At 54.4% G+C, this 17014-nt stretch carries 24 protein-coding genes and 2 pseudogenes; 8 read left to right on the forward strand and 18 right to left on the reverse strand.

The genetic code is table 11. From position 1 onward, the window contains the following. Nucleotides 1-193: 193 nt before the first annotated feature. From C8024_RS12815 to C8024_RS12830, 4 genes and pseudogenes are all read left to right on the forward strand, one after another. Entirely contained in the window at nt 194-745 is a 552-nt protein-coding gene (locus C8024_RS12815; protein ID WP_173205780.1) for a glycoside hydrolase family 108 protein, read from the forward strand. A gap of 158 nt (nt 746-903) precedes the next feature. Further along, nucleotides 904-1316: pseudogene (locus C8024_RS12820) on the forward strand (holin family protein). 172 nt (nt 1317-1488) lie between these two features. Then, on the forward strand, nt 1489-1740 hold the full coding sequence (locus C8024_RS12825) for a hypothetical protein (RefSeq protein ID WP_206169896.1): 252 nt from the start codon (nt 1489-1491) through the stop codon (nt 1738-1740). A 92-nt stretch (nt 1741-1832) separates the two neighbouring features. Then, a complete protein-coding gene (locus tag C8024_RS12830; protein ID WP_100094365.1) occupies nt 1833-2384 on the forward strand; it encodes a hypothetical protein in 552 nt (183 codons plus the stop codon). Between the two features lie 15 nt (nt 2385-2399). Here the strand turns inward: C8024_RS12830 and C8024_RS12835 are convergent, their stop codons facing one another. The 3 genes from C8024_RS12835 to C8024_RS12845 form a co-directional block, all read right to left on the reverse strand. Further along, nucleotides 2400-3242, reverse strand: a complete 843-nt coding sequence (locus C8024_RS12835) for a class II aldolase/adducin family protein (protein WP_173205782.1) — start codon at nt 3240-3242, stop codon at nt 2400-2402. Between the two features lie 92 nt (nt 3243-3334). After that, nucleotides 3335-3967, reverse strand: a complete 633-nt coding sequence (locus tag C8024_RS12840; protein ID WP_173205784.1) for a GGDEF domain-containing protein — start codon at nt 3965-3967, stop codon at nt 3335-3337. A gap of 59 nt (nt 3968-4026) precedes the next feature. Beyond that, a complete protein-coding gene (locus C8024_RS12845; RefSeq protein ID WP_173205786.1) occupies nt 4027-4434 on the reverse strand; it encodes a GAF domain-containing protein in 408 nt (135 codons plus the stop codon). A 463-nt stretch (nt 4435-4897) separates the two neighbouring features. Here C8024_RS12845 and C8024_RS12850 point away from each other — a divergent pair, with 463 nt between their 5' ends. From C8024_RS12850 to C8024_RS12860, 3 genes are all read left to right on the forward strand, one after another. Further along, a complete protein-coding gene (locus C8024_RS12850) occupies nt 4898-5380 on the forward strand; it encodes a helix-turn-helix domain-containing protein (protein ID WP_173205788.1) in 483 nt (160 codons plus the stop codon). Nucleotides 5381-5635: 255 nt separating this feature from the next. Next, nucleotides 5636-6403 carry a sigma 54-interacting transcriptional regulator gene (locus tag C8024_RS12855; protein ID WP_173205792.1) on the forward strand — a complete coding sequence of 256 codons (768 nt, stop codon included), beginning with the start codon at nt 5636-5638 and terminating at the stop codon, nt 6401-6403. Then, nucleotides 6391-6735, forward strand: a complete 345-nt coding sequence (locus C8024_RS12860; protein WP_173205795.1) for a helix-turn-helix domain-containing protein — start codon at nt 6391-6393, stop codon at nt 6733-6735. The genes C8024_RS12855 and C8024_RS12860 overlap by 13 nt, the downstream gene beginning before the upstream one ends. A gap of 16 nt (nt 6736-6751) precedes the next feature. Here the strand turns inward: C8024_RS12860 and C8024_RS12865 are convergent, their stop codons facing one another. The 6 genes and pseudogenes from C8024_RS12865 to C8024_RS12890 form a co-directional block, all read right to left on the reverse strand. Continuing rightward, nucleotides 6752-7099, reverse strand: coding sequence for a flagellar protein FliS (locus C8024_RS12865; protein WP_173205798.1), 348 nt, complete (start codon nt 7097-7099; stop codon nt 6752-6754). Between the two features lie 510 nt (nt 7100-7609). Next, complete coding sequence (locus tag C8024_RS12870; RefSeq protein ID WP_173205801.1) at nt 7610-7843, reverse strand: hypothetical protein; 234 nt, start codon at nt 7841-7843, stop codon at nt 7610-7612. 240 nt (nt 7844-8083) lie between these two features. Beyond that, nucleotides 8084-8593 (reverse strand): annotated as a pseudogene (locus C8024_RS12875) (sigma-70 family RNA polymerase sigma factor); the annotation flags it as partial. 11 nt (nt 8594-8604) lie between these two features. Further along, nucleotides 8605-8802, reverse strand: coding sequence for a sigma factor (locus C8024_RS12880; RefSeq protein WP_173205804.1), 198 nt, complete (start codon nt 8800-8802; stop codon nt 8605-8607). A 20-nt stretch (nt 8803-8822) separates the two neighbouring features. Then, a complete protein-coding gene (locus C8024_RS12885; protein WP_173205807.1) occupies nt 8823-10136 on the reverse strand; it encodes an FHIPEP family type III secretion protein in 1314 nt (437 codons plus the stop codon). A gap of 537 nt (nt 10137-10673) precedes the next feature. Then, complete coding sequence (locus C8024_RS12890) at nt 10674-10946, reverse strand: flagellar biosynthesis anti-sigma factor FlgM (protein WP_173205811.1); 273 nt, start codon at nt 10944-10946, stop codon at nt 10674-10676. 958 nt (nt 10947-11904) lie between these two features. On the opposite strand from C8024_RS12890, the gene C8024_RS12895 reads away from it, so the two are divergent. Further along, nucleotides 11905-12051, forward strand: a complete 147-nt coding sequence (locus C8024_RS12895; RefSeq protein WP_164089184.1) for a hypothetical protein — start codon at nt 11905-11907, stop codon at nt 12049-12051. Between the two features lie 63 nt (nt 12052-12114). Here C8024_RS12895 and C8024_RS12900 read toward each other — a convergent pair whose 3' ends face one another. From C8024_RS12900 to C8024_RS12940, 9 genes are all read right to left on the reverse strand, one after another. Beyond that, the gene (locus C8024_RS12900; protein WP_173205814.1) at nt 12115-12600 is read right to left on the reverse strand and encodes a hypothetical protein; all 486 of its coding nucleotides are present in this window, start codon (nt 12598-12600) and stop codon (nt 12115-12117) included. Between the two features lie 71 nt (nt 12601-12671). After that, complete coding sequence (locus C8024_RS12905) at nt 12672-13043, reverse strand: hypothetical protein (RefSeq protein WP_100094354.1); 372 nt, start codon at nt 13041-13043, stop codon at nt 12672-12674. Beyond that, nucleotides 13040-13666 carry a RadC family protein gene (locus tag C8024_RS12910; RefSeq protein ID WP_164089182.1) on the reverse strand — a complete coding sequence of 209 codons (627 nt, stop codon included), beginning with the start codon at nt 13664-13666 and terminating at the stop codon, nt 13040-13042. The genes C8024_RS12905 and C8024_RS12910 overlap by 4 nt, the downstream gene beginning before the upstream one ends. After that, nucleotides 13612-14064, reverse strand: a complete 453-nt coding sequence (locus C8024_RS12915) for a hypothetical protein (RefSeq protein WP_173205816.1) — start codon at nt 14062-14064, stop codon at nt 13612-13614. Before C8024_RS12915 ends, C8024_RS12910 begins: the two co-directional genes overlap by 55 nt. 2 nt (nt 14065-14066) lie before the next feature. Beyond that, entirely contained in the window at nt 14067-14432 is a 366-nt protein-coding gene (locus C8024_RS12920) for a hypothetical protein (protein WP_173205819.1), read from the reverse strand. A 62-nt stretch (nt 14433-14494) separates the two neighbouring features. Continuing rightward, nucleotides 14495-15010 (reverse strand): helix-turn-helix transcriptional regulator, encoded by a 516-nt coding sequence (locus C8024_RS12925; RefSeq protein ID WP_173205822.1) that lies wholly within the window; start codon nt 15008-15010, stop codon nt 14495-14497. Nucleotides 15011-15186: 176 nt separating this feature from the next. Next, the gene (locus tag C8024_RS12930) at nt 15187-15498 is read right to left on the reverse strand and encodes a response regulator (RefSeq protein ID WP_217272187.1); all 312 of its coding nucleotides are present in this window, start codon (nt 15496-15498) and stop codon (nt 15187-15189) included. Further along, on the reverse strand, nt 15420-16022 hold the full coding sequence (locus C8024_RS12935) for an ATP-binding protein (RefSeq protein WP_173205828.1): 603 nt from the start codon (nt 16020-16022) through the stop codon (nt 15420-15422). Before C8024_RS12935 ends, C8024_RS12930 begins: the two co-directional genes overlap by 79 nt. 128 nt (nt 16023-16150) lie before the next feature. Beyond that, the coding region (locus C8024_RS12940) for a HAMP domain-containing sensor histidine kinase (protein WP_302051629.1) at nt 16151-17014 on the reverse strand (864 nt) is incomplete at its 5' end.

Raw genomic sequence — 17014 nt, forward strand, 5'->3', positions numbered from 1 at the left:
CGCAATCATTCTAGAAATTGCGTCTTCATAAGACCTCTCTTCTGGTGAAAAACTCCGTAAAGCTACGTAAATCAGGCAATTTCCGGCTTTTCAGCCCGTTCGCACGCTGCAGATTGGTCGGCGATTGCGCTCTTTCCTACACCTAACCAAATAGGTTATATTTGCCACTTTGCAACCGAAAGGAGAGTTTCTCATGACTGACAGTCCCGACATTGACCGGCTGATCGACAAGGTCATCATGCTGGAAGGCGATTTTTCCGATCATCCCGCCGACCGCGGCGGTCCCACGCGATGGGGCGTTACCGAGACGGTGGCGCGAGCGCATGGCTATGCTGGTGACATGCGACATTTCCCGCGCTCGCAGGCGACGGTGATCTACAAGCGCAAATACTGGCTTCGGCCGGGATTTGACCGGATCGCCCGACGCGCGCCGCTGATCGCGGCCGAACTGTTCGATACCGGGATCAACATGGGTAGCGGTACCGCAACCGGGTTTTTGCAGCGCGCGCTGAACGCGCTGAACCGCAACGAGGGTGATTTTCAAGATATATCGGTCGATCACGTGATCGGCGCGCAAACGGTAGCCGCGCTCGACGCCTTTCTCCGCAAGCGCGGAAGCCAGGGTGAAATTGTGCTGCTCAAGGCGCTCGAGGCCCTGCAGGGCGCCCGCTATATCCAGCTCGCCGAAAAGCGGCCGGCCAACGAGGCCTTTCTGTACGGCTGGCTAGCCAACAGGATCGGCTGAATTCCGCCAAATATATCTTGCCCATAACAGTGTCAATTTTGTCAAGATCAACCGCTTTCTTCAGATTATTTCTTAACTGCATTGCCGCCGGACAGACCGTTCGTGGCCCGACTTTTGACAAAGCTTGACGCTTCATCCCACGAAAGGAAAACCTGAAAATGTCCATTCTCTCTACTCTCATCGGCCCTGTTTCGAATATCATCGACAAGATCATTCCCGACAAGGCGGCTCGCGATCGCGCCAAGCTGGAACTGCTGAAACTGGAAGGTAGCCAGGAACTGGAAGAGGTCCGCGTGCAAATATCCGCCATTTTGGCAGAGGCGCAATCTTCCGATCCATGGACCAGTCGGGCCCGCCCCAGCTTTCTTTATGTCATGTATCTGCTGCTGCTCTGGTCCATCCCTATGGGGCTGATCGCCGCATTTCGTCCGGAGGCGGCGCGGGACATTGCCGCCGGGATGAACGCCTATCTCTCCGGTATTCCCGAGCCGCTCTACGCGCTCTTCGGTACGGGTTATCTGGCTATACCGTCGCCAGACAGTGGGGAAAGATTCGCGGCGCGGAACGCTGAGGACGGGAAAATATCCTGCGGAAACAACCGATTTGCTCTAATTAGCGTACCGAAACGGGATAAATGACGCCCGATATACCGGATTAATGCAATATTTACGAAATAGGCTTGCCATGCCCGTATCTTTCCAGATAAAGGGGCAAGTCTAGTTCATCCAAAGGGGATATTTTAAATGACTACCGAAACAAACTTCCGCAAAATGCTCGCTGTAGCCGGCGGCCTGGCTCTCGCTGTTCCTGCTCTTTCTGCATGTGCAGAACAGGCTGACGACGCGGTTGCTGTAGCTGAAGATGCTGCTGAAGAAGCAACATGTGCAGCTGAAGAAGCTACCTGTGCAGCTGAAGAAGCTACCGATGCGGTTGCTGATGCGACTGAAGAAGCTGCTGGCGATGCCGAAGCTGCTGCTGAAGAAGTTACCGAGTAAGCTTAGCTTATTCAGCATTGGAAAATGCTTTAGAAAGGCTGTTTGAGCTCACCGGCCAGATAGCTAAAGAGGGCGTCTCGCTAGTACCCCGAGTGGTACCGGCAGACGCCCCTTTCGTTCAATATCAGCATTACCCCAAGGGGGACTGCGTCGCGCCCGGCAACAAGTCGCGCTGGTTCTACCATGCGCACAAGCCGGAAGAACGCGAAGAAGGCGAACATGGCCATTTTCACATGTTCCTGCCGCTCGACATGTTTGATGATGTCGACGCCTATTATCAACCGCCGGCAAAGCTGCCCAATGGCAAGAAAACACAGGGCGTTGTCCACTTCGGGGCGCTGAGCTTCGGTCTCGACGGCATGCCGCTAAGCTGGTTCACGACCAACTATTGGGTCACTTACGAATATCTGATGCCGGCCGAGGCCATTGCGTCCCGATTGCGCCACTTCGACATGACGGGCGCGCCGGGCGACCCGCTGGTCAACAACTGGCTGACCGCTGCCGTCCAGCATTTCCACGATCCGATCATCGAAATGCTAAGCGAGCGTGATCGCTTTCTGAAAGAGAAGAAACAGGAACTGGGCTCCGCCGTTTACGCTGACAAGACGGTCGAAATACTCTCCCGCCTGCCCTTCGATCTGTAAACTTGGAGACGCGACCTAGTGGTCATGCCCCGGGTTGGTCCGCTTCAGCTTGCGCATCAGGCCCGACCAGACCAGATTGTCGCCCAATCCCCGCTGGAAAGCGGGAGAGGCCTGCTGGAACACGCGATGCCCCATGTCTTCGCTGTCCTCGTGCAAATGCTCCGCTCCGCCGACCGATTGCGCCAATATTTGCGTCTTGCAGGCATTTTCGAGGATATACATGCGGAGAAAGGCAATCGCGCAATTCTCGCCAACGGTCAGGGTACCGTGGTTGCGCAAGATCAACAGGTTCTTCTCGCCGAGATCATTGATCAGCCGGTCCCGCTCGTCGAGATCGAGCGCGATGCCTTCATAGTCATGATAGGCCAGATCATCATGAACCTGCATCGCAAATTGCGTGTAGCGGCGCAGACCGGCCTTCTGAACAGACACGGCGATGCCATAAGGCGTGTGGACATGAATCACGCATCCCGCATCTTCGCGGGCACTGTGAACCGCGCTGTGGATTGTGAAACCGGCGGGATTGATGAAATAAGGCGTGTCCTGCTTGATATTGCCTTCCAGGTCGATCTTGACCAGAGCCGATGCAGTCATTTCGTCAAACAAGACGCCATAAGGGTTGATCAGGAACCGCTCTTCGCCATTCTCATCGGGCAGGCGCGCGGAAATATGCGTGAATACCAGATCCGTCCACGCATGCATTGCACATAGCCGGTAAGTCGCAGCCAGATCGCAACGGAGCTGCCATTCGGTTTCAGACACCTTGCCTTTCAGACTGGGTATATCGTGCGGATCCGGAATCGAAAATCCGGGCCCTACGCCCATTGCGCTTTCTTGTTTCGGGATCGCGGTCGCCATGGTCGGTTCCTTTATCAGCCAATTCCTCTTCGGAACAAATTGGCATGCATTGCGGGAATTGGCAACCAAACTGTGGTTCGGGGACCGGATAGTTATGGTCTCGCGATCGCCTGCGTCCCTACAGCAAAGCAGACGGCGGCAAGCCGGACCGCCCTGCCCGACCGCTCTTTCTCAGCCGGCACCGCCCGCCATATCGTACTGCCGGTCCGCTGCTTCGCACATTTCCGCGCGTGCCGCCTTTTTCCGGCGATCAGGTCGATGCTGGCCTGTTCGAGCCAGTCATCACAGACACCCATAGCCGGCGAAATCTCGCTGAAACCCAGATCGAAGAATATCTCGCTATTGGTCTGCTTCAACTCTTTCCGGATTTTCCCTGCCGCCAGACGAGCCTTCTCTTCGACCGTACATGTGAGCAGCACTGCAAATTGTGTTCCGCCCAAACGGCCGATATAGTCCGACCGCCGCAGCCGCTTGACCAGTGGCTGGATGATCGACCTGAGCAATGCGTTACCGGATGGTCGCCCGAAACGCTTGCTGACCATTTTGTACAGGTCCACATCAAAGACGACGAGCGTGCTCTTTATTCCCTGCCGTTCGTAGAGCGACATCGCGTTCTGCACTTCAACGGCAAAGCCGCTACGTGACAGCGCGCCGGTCAGACGATCCTTTTTGGACTGCTGGCGAAATTCGAGTTCGTGAATGACCAGTTCGGCCAGCTGCTTCATCCGGTCGATCTTTTCCTCGCTATATTGTCGGGGAATGAGATCAGCAGCACAAAGGGTTCCTATCTTGAACCGTCCGGGGTGATAAGCGGCACGCCCAAATAGCTGCGGAAAAAGGGTCTGTCGATAACGACAGGATTCTCCCGGAACCTTTCGTCCCGGAGCGTATCCTCGACGATCAACGGTTCTTGCTGGGCAATGGCAAAATCACAAAAGGAAATATCGCGCGGTATCTCGGTTGGTGACAGGCCGGACTTGGATTTGAACCATAGCCGGTCTCCGTCCATGAACGATATGCCAGCAAAGGGAACATCGAGCGCCAGTTTCATCGCCATCGTGATATGATCAAAGCTGGCTTCTGCAGGGGTGTCCAGGACGTCATAGCGCTCCAAGGCAAATTGACGCGCAGCCTCGGCCTCGAACTGCAAGCGCTTTTCATTCCGCGCGTTTTCATCCGATTTTGGCACCATAGGTTGAGAGACGGTTAATTCCGCAAAAAATAAGGGCTGTTCTGCAGAAATTAGGCGGTGGGAATTCCACTGGTTAAAAAGCAGTCGTCAAGACTCCATCCGAAGGGCTGATCCCGACCCAATATTTCAAAGGCCTCAGCCGGAATCCAGCCGCCGGTTCCGCACCGGGGGCGCCACCCTTCACGATCATTATTGCAATATTAGGCTGCGGTCGATTCATCGCAAGAACGGCGATACAGTCAGGGACGCAAGTAAATGTAAAATAACGGGGTCGGCCAGGCTGACGACGTTGACAATTTGACTGTGCGGTGGATAAGCTGCAAGGATACACCACCTCCCCCGGTGAATTCGCTGAGTTGCGCAACTGTAAATGTGTAACGGCGAGCAAGGAAAGAGACGAGTACGCATATTCTTTCTTATGATAGTCAAGACTGGAGGCCTCTAAAATTGCAGCGCAATAGCAATGGATAGTGTTGAAGCCGAATTGGCCGAGCTTCGCTTGACGATGAAACAGGCGAACGAGCGAATTGAAAATCTGGACAAAAGGATTTCTGAATCCCGCGACCTGTCCGGCAAGGCAAAATGTGCCGAACGCGAGGATCTGGACAGCGGCGACCTGATCGACCGGGCCGAGAAGTTTCTGCAATGGGGCCGCTTGAAGTCGGGGACGCTGGACACCGGAAACGGGCTATTCACCGATTCCTGCTGGAACATGTGTCTCGATATATATCTCTGCGGCCTCAAGGACCAGCAGGTAACGGTGTCGGCGATCGCGCACAGTTCCGGCATCCCGATGACGACGGCAATGCGTTATATCAATGTCATGGTAGAGCAGGGCTTGCTTCAGAAATCCTCCAATCCGGCCGATCATCGCATGGTCTTTGTTGCTGTCTCGCAGGAATGTCAGGCGAAGATCGAGAAGCTACTGTTCAGCGCGCCCATCTGAGAAGGGATTATACTATCTCGATGAAGTCCCGGGCCGACCCCAGTACCGCGTTATGATAGCTGCTCTTGAACGCGGGCCAACTGCGACAGCTAAAGACATGATTGCTGTTCATCCCGCCAGGCGCCTTTAACCTTTATTTAACGTTCCTTGTCCATTTCGGACCTTACCAGGTGACGGTTCGACGATTGCGGGATCTTCGAACCATCCTTCTCCGGATATCCGGAGGATTATGCGTATTGTTATCTGGGTAGTTCAATGACCGATTCAAAAATAGAGAATTTGCTTGCTGCAAAGCTGATCGGCGACAGTCCGAAAATGCAACAGTTGCGTGCAATCGTCAGCTTTGCCGGCCGCTGCAACAGCTCGATCATGATTAGCGGGCCCTCCGGTAGCGGCAAGGAAGTCGTTGCGGAGGCCATCCACGCCATTTCAAATCGCAAAAATGCCCCCAGTATCGCCGTTAATTGCGGCGCACTGCCCGAGCAACTTATTGAATCAGAATTGTTCGGCCATGAAAAGGGCAGCTTCACCGGTGCAGTAAGCCGTCATGTCGGCCTTTTTGAACAGGCCAGTGGCGGAACCATCTTCCTTGACGAGATCGGCGACATGCCGCTCGATATGCAGGTTAAATTGCTGCGCGTGCTGGAAACCCGTATCGTAAACCGGGTGGGTGGCAACCGCGACATAGCGGTCGACATCAGGGTGATCACGGCAACCCACAAAAATCTTGCGGACTGCATCAAGAGCAAAGCCTTCCGCGAAGATCTCTATTATCGCCTCTGCGTTGTTCCGATCGAGGTGCCGGCGCTCAACGAACGCTCAGAAGACATTCCCGCGCTGATCGCGCATTTCCTGAAAACCAGGAAGATGGCCGCCCCCTCCCCATTTTTACCGCCGAAGCATTTGCGGCGATGGAGCAATATGACTGGCCGGGCAATGTCCGTGAACTGCGCAATGTCGTCGAACGGGCCTGCGTATTCTTTTCGGGAGAGCAAGTTGCCGCCCATGACGTGGCCAAGCTGATACAGTCCGATATCAAACCGGCTATGCCCGCCGTTGATGACAAGCCGCCCGTTCACTACAGCAGTCGTGAGGAAAAGCAGTTCTCCGCCTATCACGGAGCAGCGCCCGCTCCGAATTTTGAACCCCGGGGAAAAATTGTTCGGGACCTGAATGTCTATCTTCAGCATGAGGAACGCCGGATCATCATGGCAGCCCTGGACGGATCACACGGCGTGGTTTCGCGCGCCGCACGCTCAATCAATATCAAACGCACCACGCTTATCGACAAGATGCGCAAGCACAATATCCACCAGCATCCGGAAAGTACGGTTGACTGTACGATCACGGTTTAGGCGGGAAAATTTTCTATCAGTTGAACGAAACTATCTCGGTCCAGGCTTTCTCGATTTCCAGGATCATTTCCCGCGCTGACTCGATACGCTCGACATAGGCTTCCATACCATCCAGCTGGATGCGTTTGGCCGCTTCGTTGTACATCACGCGCAAGGTCTGCGACAGATCGCCGGCCAGTTCGAAATTCAGTTCCCTGTCCAGTCCGACGAGAATATCACGGGCGCTCGCCTTATACTGGAATATGTGCAAGTCCTCTCCGCGCCGGGCGCTTTCGATAATCAGCCCCAGCGTTTCACCAAGCTCTTCCAGAAGGCCCGCAACCCTACCATGGGGACCAGTCTTCGTTGCTTGGCTTGCCTTCACGAAATTTCTTCGGCGCGTGGTTCGGTGATTGCGGCATGGAAACGTCATATTCGCTTGCTTTCCAGATCAGTTTTCATCGCTGTTAAAAATTGAAAAGTGCTGGTCCACAATTGAAGTCATTGTGCGCGAAGTCTCGAAAGTCCGCTCGCAGTCCGCTATAAAACCGCACAGTCAACTTCCGAACCCGACGAAAGATCATCTGCAATTTTTCCGAACATCATGAACGTCCTCAAGATATTTTACGGCAGCTGTGGTGGTGAATTAAGGATCTTACTCATCTGAATTTTCCGCCGGGCGCTCGCCACCGGGGGCCCATTGGGTCCCGCTAGACATCAGAAACAGGGTATAAGTCCTCGATGGTCATCGACTGGAGCCGCTCGAGATCGTGCCGGGCAGCAATTGAGATCGGGAGACCGACATAATCATCGGTAAAGGGTGGACCTGAACCACCGCGACGCAGATCCGGAGAGATAAGGACAGACCAAATTTTCTGCCCGCTTCAGAAAAGCGCTACGCGGTGGTCGGGTCTGGGAAGCCGGAAGGTGGTGAAACGGACCATCGTGGTAGACGGCGAGAAACCGCAACACCGTAAAACTCGTCTTCTGCTTCGCCAGCATCGGGGGATAATGGCTTGGCAGAAGACGAGCGTTGGTGGCGCGACTGAATCATATCATCAGACGCCAGCAGATCGGCAAGTTTCCGAAATCCAGTGACCAGACCAGATTTCGATTGCTTGGCGATCATTGCTATTCCTTTTCATTGTCGGCTGAACAACCGAACCGAAGTCCGGAGTTCAGCCTTTACGTAGCAAGGGTCGTGCCAGTTTCAGGAATGGGGAAATTCGCCGGACGCTGCCGAGAGGATTGTCGGAAATCTATCACATCTGTCGGAAAACCGACATTTCCTGTGCTGGCCGTCGGAAATCCGACATGATGCATTGGCGGCAAGAAAGCCGGGCTTTTCGGCGAGGGTTACGAGTGACGTTCATTCCGCCGTCATTGAGGCTTGGAGCTTCTCCAGCGCGCGCTTCTTGATCTGGCAGATGCGCACAGCAGAAACATCAAGAATCTCTCCGATCTCGTCGAGCTGCAATTCCTCGACAAAATAGCAGTTGAGAACCAGTTGCTCGCGCTCGTTCAGCTGTTTCAGCTTCGAAGACAACAGTTCGGCCATTTGCAACTTTTCCAGCTTCTCGTGCTGGTCATCCTCTTCGTCGGTAAACCAACTGCTTGAATCGCAATAGATTTCGTCCAGGGAGCCTACGTGAACGGCGATCGACCGGTCGGTGTTCTTGCGAAATTCAGCGGGATCCATGTTCATGGCCAGCGCCAGTTCAGCATCGCTCGGCTCATGGCCCAGCTCCTGCAGCAACTTCGCGCGGCAATGCCGGACTTTCTTGTGCCAGTCGACCGATGTCCGACGCAGATTGCAGGTGGACCGAAGGTCGTCAATCATGGCACCGCGGACCCGGACATAGAGATAGGTGCTGAAGCTATGCCCTTGATCTACATATTTTTTGCTGCCTCAACCATCGCAACGAGTCCGACCTGAATCAGGTCCTCGATCTCCATCTGGTCGGGTGCAAATGATTTTACCTGCCACGCGATCTTCGTGACAAGGGACTGATTTTCCTCAATCAGTTTCCTCTCGTCTATCTGCATCGCCCCATAAGCTTGCAATGCGCGGCTTTCTGTTTTCAACATATCATGTTCCCGACTGGTCATTAGATTTGAGTTGCATCTGTGGCAGCCATGCTCTGACTGGATGGCGGACCGCCGATCATGGCGAGTATTTCGAACGGCTTGTCTTCCGGCAGTTCCGCTTCGGACAATATCGACAGGTCCGGGAACCGCTGCTTCAGCAATGCGCTGAGCGGCTTGCGCACCATCGGCGAGCAAATCAGCGCAATATTGCGGATTTCCGGCGGCAAGGAGCGTAGGGCGTTGTCCACCGCGTTGATGATTTTCCGGGCCAGTCGCGGGTCGATCGGATAGCTGCCGCCCTCCCCGGCCTTCAGCGCCTTGACAAGCGTGCTGTCGAGCGAAGCGTCCATGGTCATGACGGGCAGTGGCAGACCGGCCGGTACCAGGCTCTGGACGATCAGATCGCCGATATGCTGACGGACGGCTTCGGCTATGTCACTGGCCTCACTGTGCAGCCCGCACGTCTGCGCCATGGCAATAGAAATTCTGCCGAAGTCCTTGACCGGTATATTTTCAGCCAAAAGGTCACGGCAAATTGCGGTAATATCGCTGAGGGACAACCGATCGGGCGTAAGACTGTCGACCAGTTGCGGCGAGGATTGCCCGAGGAAATCGAGCAATTGTTGCGCATCATTGGTACCGAACAGCTTTGCGGCGTTGCGGCGCACCACATCATTCAGATGGGTGGCGATCACAGTGGGCGCATCGGCCACGATATAACCTTTGGCAACCGCCAAAGTCCGCTGCCTCGCAGGCACCCAGGAAGCATTCATTCCGAATGTCGGGTCCTTGCAGGGCCGGCCTGCGATCAGCGAATCCACGTCGCCATCATCGATCGCGAGAATTTCATCCGGCCAGGCCACAGCTTCGCCCAGCACCATGCCGCCGATCACAATCCGGTAGCTATTGGGTTCCAGAGACAGGTCGACCTTTATCGGAATATGGGGGACCACAAAGCCCAGTTTCCGGCAGATTTGGTGCCGTACTTCAGCGACCCGGGCGATCAGCGGCGCACCCTTCCGGTCTTCGACCAGAGGAAAAAGCCCGTACCCGATCTTGACCGCCAGAGCCGGCGTACGGGACGCATCGTTCCGGTCAACCGGCTCGGCTTGCAATGATTCTGCCAGCTTCGATGTCGCGTCTGCGGCTCTTGCAGCGCGCCACCGGTGAAAAGCAAACCCCCCGGCAAAAGCCATGGCGGCAAACACGGCTGCGTGCGGTATTGCGGGGGCCGCCATGAGAAGCAGGAGAAAAAGCGACACCAACGGCAGAAAAGCGGGCTTTGCCTTGGTCAGGAAATTGGTCACCGCGGGAATGCTGGAAATGGGTCCCATTCTAGGAATCCTTCCGTGCCGGCCAGCCGGAAACCAAAGAGACCAGATGCTCGCGCGCGGAACATTTCTGCGGATGACCCTGGCGACTGGTGCGGACAATCTGGCAGGTAAGGCTTCCGGTCGACCCATGGCGCGGGCGCCGCGTCTGTAACCGGCGCGCCTTTCTACCGGCCCCTATCGCTCTTGATGGGGCATTCCGCCGCGACTGCGCCCGAGAGAGAAAGAAATCCGTCGGTCGGCCCTGTGCAGAAGCCAGGGTACTCGACGACAAAGCGCACCGCCCCTGTATTTGTGTGTTCGATAAATGTGACATAGGTTGCTTAAAATCTCCTGCTGGAGAGACAAGCAATGTTCGTGCCAACTATTGGGCACTCTGGAATTTAGGCAATCACTCTGCCGGTGCGCTATGGCGCAGCGGTGGCGGCCGTCGGGAACCGAATGCAGAACGGGAACTCCAACCGACTGTTGCCTAGGTTCCGAAAGCGGGATTTCCAGATTGCAGCCTTCGCGACAAGGCCGAACACACTGCAAACTTTCTCAGAAAAGATCCGTATCGAGCAACTGGGCCGCAAGCCTGTCTGTATCGACCTGATAAATACCGAACGCGATTTGCAATTTTATCCTGGCGATCTTTTCCGCGGTCGCCGCCTGCCGCGCGTTCAACCGGCCCTGTGCAGGCGACGGTCTCGCTGTTGCGCTCATTGTCTCGTCCAGACCACCGATGCAGGCTTCGTCTCCGGACGCATCCATTTTCAAACCCGAACGTTCCAGTCGTTTGATCATGACCGAATAGCTTTCATTAGGTTTCATATCATTCCATCGTTGCTGCGCCAAAGAAATGGCGAATTGCGTCCGGCTGCACCGGGGCCGGCGGCGCGCTCAACTTCTTACAAAGACATTTACGGTGCGTTAGGACAAAATTAAGCTGTCGCGACCGGTTTTTTGCCGCCGCTCACCCTCCCAGATCCAAGAAAACGCGCCTTTTGTCGATATAGTCGCCGCGCGGCTCACACACTGGTTATTTATTGCAAAGGTCGTCGCCCGGTAATTTGCATGTGGCGGGCCATAGCTCGGCTCCCTTATGGCCCCGGTGAGCTAGCGGCTGCCCCTGCTGTCCGTAACCAATGGGGCAGACTCACCCTGCGGAACAGCGGTCAATATTGCCTTATTGATGGGCAACTTCGACTGTAGACAAACATTATGGTTAACAAAAAGAAACACTATAGTCTGCCCAATTTGGTTCTAAAAGAACAGTATACCGCCAAATCGGGAGGGATATAGATTGATCTGCAGCGATCAAATGCTGATAGATAACATCAGGAAAGCATGAATACTTTCCGCCCAGATTGACAAGCCCCCGCAGGCCTCAACTCTGGTGAACGTAGTGCACCTGGTATGCGCTCTCATTTTGGGTAGGACGTCTGATCGTCCTACCCAATTGACTTTTTGGGGTTGCAGTTGGCGGTCCAAATCGCCCTCCACTACCTCGCCCCTTTCAGTAGAATTTTGGGCAAAAATATAATAATACTTCTAAATGGATCGATACGATAAATTACTTGCGTCATTTTGAAACAATATAATATTTTACCGCAACCACGCCCACTATCCTATAGTTTATATTGAATTTTCCGGCATCTGCATTTAATGATCCACTTAAATTTGCCAGCCAACCAAATCCTGAACCAACGACCGAGACTGGAAATATCATGTCGCATAACAGCTTTCCAATCGATCAATGTCGCGCGGCATAACAAATAGGAATATTGATGTGCACAGGCTTATCGAAAAGCTTCACGACGTGTTGAATTTTCTCGACGAGAACAATCTGGCCATTCCAGCGATAAAGGTTGAAGAGGCGATCAACGCATTGGAAATGATCGAATCGGAAAATCCGAACTCTCCGAAACCGGATTGAGCGTCGGAAAAAGTCTTTGACTACGGCTTGATCGCCACGCGCCCGGTCCAGACTTCCTCGACTTCACTGCATTTCGTAAATCAACAATCTACAAGCCGGTTCTTGCCACCCCGCTTCGATATCGCATTGTTGTTCGTTGATCTGCACCCAATCGGACCCTTGGATAATATCCGATGTGATCGTGCCGTCACGACCAAGCTCAATGCGACTATGGATCACAGCTCTGGCTTCCGACACGGCAGCTGAATCCGTGTCACCTCTGTCATTGGCCTTCCCTCGCCCGTATTGGCCAGGGACGCCCGCGATCATCGAGAGGCCGATGACCAATGCCATCCGCAAGACCGGGAATATCACATGAGAACCTGAATATTTGGCGATGGGGAATGTCTCCTCCGGACCCCGCGAAATGTCGGAACCTGGAGAAGGTGACGGTAAAAGCCGCGTGTCTTTAACCCGGTAACGCGCGCTTTGGCGATGTTTTCCGAAACAGAAAACCGGACGAGGAACCACAGAACGGCGCTGAGCTGGCACAGTGCCCCTGAATTTCATTTGCAGACCTATCCGCTGACGTGCGTCACGCTTTGAAAAGAACGGAATTGGTTTCGGAGCCCCCCCCCATATCAGTCCAGTTCGCCGTGACGTTTGCCGTGCTTGAATTCCAGACACTGTTCGCACCAGGCGATCGCATTGCTGGTTAATTTTACCGCACCAATATGCTGGACCTTGTGAGACCGACAACGTTCCAGATAGCCCTCGGCCTCCAGAATTGCTGCCAATCTGGCGACAACCGAAGCCGGCCGGCACAATTCGCTCTCCAGATCAGACAAATCAACACAACGGTTTTCGGTGGTCGCGATATAGGCTTCCAGCATGAGTTGCCAGGCCGGGTCACCGAATATCTGCGAATTCGAGAAATATATATTTCGCTGCTGGTTCGCCTGAAGTTCGATCGCTGCAAGTGCGGCATAATCCGCTTCCGCTTCAAGGCTCATATTAATTTCAACTTTCGAAAACTGGTCCAGCGGTTGCTCGTTATGATAATATGATCGTGCAGGAATATGTCGAGTTCCAGGCATAATGCCTTGATGGACTTGGTGAATTCTATATCCGAGCTGCTCGGTGTCAGGCTTCCGCCCGGGTGGTTGTGAACCAGTATGAGCCCACTCGCATCGAGTTCGAGAGCCCGTTTCAAAATGGTTCGCGGCTGGATATATATCCGGTGTGGAGAGCCTTCGCCAAATTCCTGATCGCTCAGAAGGTGGTGCGAACTGTCCAGAAACAATATCCGCATCAACTCGGTGGTCCGGGAACCCATACGGGCCTGCAGATATTTCACCAATCTCCGATCGGTGGCCGAAATGAGCTTGCGTGGAAGCTCGTTGCGCAATTTGGCCAGCATGAATTGCTCGCTCGCCTTGAGCAGTTTCACCACGTCCCGGTTGTCGGCCAGGACCCGGTGCAATGCCGCCTCGGATTCTGCCAGCATACGTCCGATCGATCCGAATTCTTCCAGCAGCTCGCCGGAGAGCCGGACGGCATCATCCGGCTCGATAATCCCGATCAGTTGCGCCAGGACCTGTCGATCCCGATGGCCTTCAACCTCTTCTGGTGACAAATCGTGCCGAGCAGCAACAGAGCCAACAAGGGATAGGAAGACGCTATTTGCATGATCATATAGGCTTTTGGATGAATCGTTACATCCAGCATCCTTGTGGCGTGAGCCACCAGGGCGATCGTCTGGAGAGAGACTACCCATAATGGCCAGAACCGGTTTGCACGAAGTGCGACAGCGAGCAGGCCGAGCCACCCGGCCAAATCAATGACCAAGTGACCGGGATCCAGCGTGGCATATTCGAGCGGCGTGAACATATGAACGGCCGGATCCAGTACCACCATGGCGATAACGATACAGGCGACCCAGCGTTCGGGCCCCCCTCCCCGGTACAATGCGTAAATGCAGATTGCACCAAGGAAGAGTAAAAAACGAGTGTTCGCATACTCCTGATGGACCATTCTCACACATTCCAGTCAACCTTTGTTCGCTCAGGCGGCGACAGAATGCAAATTGGCGGGCACCAGCGAGCCTGAACAGCCGGGCAGGTCTCGTGTACATCCATGCCCGCGAATTCTCTTCCGACCTTCTGCAATTCTCCATGAACGCGCAGGACGTCGCTACTGGCCTCGACCAGCGCCATCTGTGCCTTGGCCAGCCTGCGAACTGCGACCTGTCCGGTTGCAGCCGGCACACCGGTATCGACGCGCGCCTGCACCAAAGTAGCCATCAGGCTGGACACCGAAATCAGGGCCTGATCAATGGAGGCCTCGGTGTGCGGCATATCTTGCTTGATTTGATCGGATGCGATTCTGATTTGATAAGACATAGTTGTTCCTTTCCGTAAAACACGGATTCTTGCTGTTTAAAAAATGAGAGCCCAGTCGGTGGCTAGGCTGTCAACAGACTAGAAAGAGACTGGGAAACCGAAAGACCGATCAGGACAATCGCCAAAATACCGATAGTCAGAATGACTATAATGGCTATTCTCTGAGCGGTTCCCCAATTACCCTCCGACTCTTTCAAGATTTGCGGCCAGACGTTCGGATCATGCTCGGTATCAAACTCGTAAGGGATCGATACTTCTTCGAGCATGGATGCGCCTGGTCGCTCGTCTTGAGATCCTTCTGGACCGATATTGCCGTCGAAGGGAACACCTGCCGGATCATATAGTATCCGATCATAGGTGCCGGAAGCCCTTGCATATATCAATGCCGCCTCGTCTCGCGTCGCTGCACCCAGCACCCGGCGTGCGCTCACCAGCCGCTGATCGACGGCAGGCTTGGAGATTTCAAGAATTCTGGCGATTTCCTTGGAGGATTTCCGAAGCACGACCAGGTGCAAGCATTCTCTCTGCTTTGCAGTCAAATTTGCCACGCGCGATGACTCTGGCTCGATATCGGTCAAGGTTAAGTCCTATTAATTCCGTTTCTTCATACTGATTTGATCTTTGTAACGCAACTGGCTCAGGAGGTTCGAGTGTCGCCGAATCATCCGGTCGAAAGCTTGATCCCTGGCGGCAAAAAGACATTCGTAAATGGTGATCTCGCCCGCTGCGAACGACCGAGCAATCGGCAATTAGTTCAGTTCGAACAGGCACCTGGCTGCATCCAGTTACCGATGGTCGCGAGAAATTGAGCCACGTCAATCGGCTTGGCCAAATGTGCTTGCATGCCCGCGCTCAGGGCTTCGTCTATATCTTCCGCAAAGGCATTGGCCGTCAGGGCGATGATCGGCAGCGAACTGGAAGAAAATCCACTCGCCCGTATCCGCTTCGCCGATTCGATACCGTCAAGCTGCGGCATCTCGATATCCATCAGCACCAATGCGAAGGGATGATCCGTGTTTCGCGCACATTCCAGAGCATTGATTGCGTCCTGCCCGTCCTGTGCCAGGACATATTCATGACCATGTTTTTCAGAACGGAGATTATCAGCTGCTGATTTATCATATTGTCTTCGACCAGCAGGATTTTCCCCGTCTTCGACGGCGCCGCTTTCTCGACTGGATGGCTGGGCTGATACTCCGATTGCTCATCCTCTCCTTTTTCCACCGATCGCACCGGAAGCGTCACGAAGAATGTCGTGCCTTTGCCGATTTCGCTCTGCAGGCTGATCGTACCACCCATCAATTCGGCAAGCTGCCGACTGATCGCCAGTCCCAGTCCGGTGCCTCCGAATTTTCGGGCTGTGGACTCATCTGCCTGGCTGAATTCCTCGAAGATTGCGGATTGGCGCTCCTGTGCAATTCCGACCCCGGTGTCCGAGATTGCAAGTTCTATCAACTCGTGATTCCCGAGCCCGATCTTTCTCGCATGAACCGATATGCCGCCATCCTGGGTGAATTTAATCGCATTACCGATCAGATTGGAGAGGATCTGGCGAATACGCAGTTGATCGCCGAGGATCGTCTCAGGCAAGGAGTCATCATATCGCGACTCCATCTTGAGATCCTTTTGGGCCGCTGCGGCCCTCATTAGGCGAACAGACCCTTCGATGACATGCCGGATATCAATGGGGTCGCTGGCCAGAGTCATCTGCCCGGCGTCTATTTTGATATATCCAGAATATCGTTGATCAACGCGACCATCGAATGGCCGGATTCCGAAATCAGCTCGGCATATTGGCGTTGTTCGCCATCAAGATCGCTATCGAGCAGCAACTGGGTAAATCCCATGACGCCGTTCATCGGGGTGCGTATCTCGTGGCTCATATTGGCGAGAAAATTGGATTTGGCCTTTATCGCCGCTTTCGATGCCGCCAGTCGCATACTCGTATCTATCTGCAGCCGTTCCGCGTGATTGTCGACGCGCGCATCACGGATCGAAACCGCGGCGAGAAGCAGCATCGTTACAACCGCGAGCAGGCTCAGCTGAAAATTGGCATCGAAAAGCTGGAGCTTGAGCCCCCAGTTCACCAACAGACTGAGCAAAAACGGCACCCCCAGCAGAAACGGCATCATCCGCCGGGCACTGGCGCTTCCGCGACCATCGGCCAGTAATATTGCGACCCAGCCACGATCCGGGCGGGCCAGCAAGACCATGGCGAAAAGTATCGCAAACGCGATTGTCGTGTGAATGGCCATAGTCGTGAACAGCGCCACTGCGTACAGGGAAGACGCACCAAAGGCATAGGCAATCAGGGCCAGCAGAGCGATCCCTGCTCCCAGGGTGGTCGCGAAATTGAAGAGATGGTCCCTGCCGCTTTCTTTTGGCAATCTGATCAGCGCGATTCCCAGCAGGATAAAACAGAGGGACGTCGAAACTGACATATGCTCGACGACAAAAGACAAGTCGTCGGGCCAGATCATAGCATCGATGCCGGACGCCGTGGACCCGAGATTGATACCGATATTTATTGCGGCAACCGTTATCGACACCAGCGCAATTAGTGGCACCAGCAGCATGGCAAA

It is taken from the genome of Sphingopyxis sp. BSNA05, from assembly GCF_013265645.1.
GTDB lineage: Bacteria > Pseudomonadota > Alphaproteobacteria > Sphingomonadales > Sphingomonadaceae > Parasphingorhabdus.